The 1,251-nt window shown below is 43.9% G+C and carries 3 protein-coding genes and 1 pseudogene; 3 read left to right on the top strand and 1 reads right to left on the bottom strand.

What is annotated here, in order from left to right:
• Positions 1–291, top strand: a 291-nt coding sequence (locus CBG25_RS06710; RefSeq protein WP_290603789.1) for a transposase, incomplete at its 5' end; no start/stop codon positions are given.
• A gap of 4 nt (positions 292–295) precedes the next feature.
• Positions 296–463: pseudogene (locus CBG25_RS21380) on the top strand (transposase); the annotation flags it as partial.
• 64 nt (positions 464–527) lie between these two features.
• On the opposite strand, the gene CBG25_RS21375 reads toward CBG25_RS21380, so the two are convergent.
• Positions 528–1,070 carry a transposase gene (locus CBG25_RS21375; RefSeq protein WP_366212742.1) on the bottom strand — a complete coding sequence of 181 codons (543 nt, stop codon included), beginning with the start codon at positions 1,068–1,070 and terminating at the stop codon, positions 528–530.
• Between the two features lie 41 nt (positions 1,071–1,111).
• Here CBG25_RS21375 and CBG25_RS21370 point away from each other — a divergent pair.
• Positions 1,112–1,251: helix-turn-helix domain-containing protein (locus CBG25_RS21370; RefSeq protein WP_366212744.1), on the top strand; the 140-nt coding region annotated here is incomplete at its 3' end.

Below are 1,251 nucleotides of genomic sequence, written 5' to 3'. Positions count from 1 at the left end.
ATAGTAACAAACAAAGAGAATCCCACCCGTGAATACGTCAAATCTATCATGGATGCCCGTTGGTCTGTTGAAGTTTATCATCGAGAAGTTAAACAAAATTGTGGTATTGAACGCTGTCAGGCTCGCACGAGCCGAGCGCAAAGAAATCATATTTTTCTCGCTATTTCTGCGTGGTTTGAACAACATAAACGTCGTATATCTGAAAAAATAACCCTTTATCAACAAAATTGGGACGTAATCAAAAATGCTATTGCTGAGCACATCCGTGTTTTATTAGCGTACCCAAATTAGTTTTGTGCGAAACTCGTGTACTCCTGAGTCTAAAAAAATCTTGAATCAGCGAAAGAGCATGGTTGAACCTGTGTTTTCAGCATTGCGGGGAATTCAGGGTTTGGAACGTTTCCGGCGTAAGGGATTATTAGCGGTAAAGCTCGAATTTACCCTGCATGCAATGGCCTATAACTTATCAAGAGCGGTTGCTCTGATATTATGGATGATTTTCAGTCTATTATTTGTACAAACTAAAATCAGAAAAAGAGAAAATCTGCACGGTGGGATATTGTTGAAAAAAAAATTCCACCCCTTTTGCGACAGCCTCTCAACGGCCGCGCTTCGCTCTGTCGTCGTCGGTAAATCTCTTCCGGCGAACACCCTTGACACGCTTTTTCTATCCGGTACAGCTTCTGAATTAATCCTAAGGCCCAAATAGCTTTTCCTGCTTTGTTATTCGGCTGGGTTCGTCGAGCCTCTTCAAATTTACGGCGAGCATGCGCCATACAACCAACCAGTTGGGCTTTCGTGCTATGGTAACCGGCGTAGCCATCAACTTGCAGATAGTCCGTATAGCTCGCCAGGAATTCGCTGGCGCAACGCCCGCTGCGGGAGTCCTGGTAGTCGTAGATAACCAGGTGCGGCGTGTTATCTTCCGCGTTCCGCACATCACGGCCGGTGCCATACAGCCATATATAACTTTGACGACTTTCCTGGCTCAATACGTTAAGCGGGGTCTCGTCGGCGAAAATTGCCAATTCCCAAACGAAATGCAACAAAGTAAATCCTTGGTCATACATAGATAAAATTACTGTAATGACCCCATAAGAGATACTGTTGTATGAAGGGAAAACATTTGAACTTACATGAGCGTTTTTATATCGAAAAACGAATAATTGACGGTGTTACTCAGGCCACTATTGCTAGAGAATTGGGGCTTTCTCGTTCAACTGTCAGCAGGGAACTCAAACGTAATACTGA

This window comes from Arsenophonus sp. ENCA, from assembly GCF_002287155.1.
In the GTDB taxonomy this organism is placed as follows: Bacteria; Pseudomonadota; Gammaproteobacteria; order Enterobacterales; family Enterobacteriaceae; genus Arsenophonus; species Arsenophonus nilaparvatae.
The sequence above is the reverse complement of the archived record's forward strand: the minus strand, read 5'-3'. Positions and strand labels throughout refer to the sequence as shown.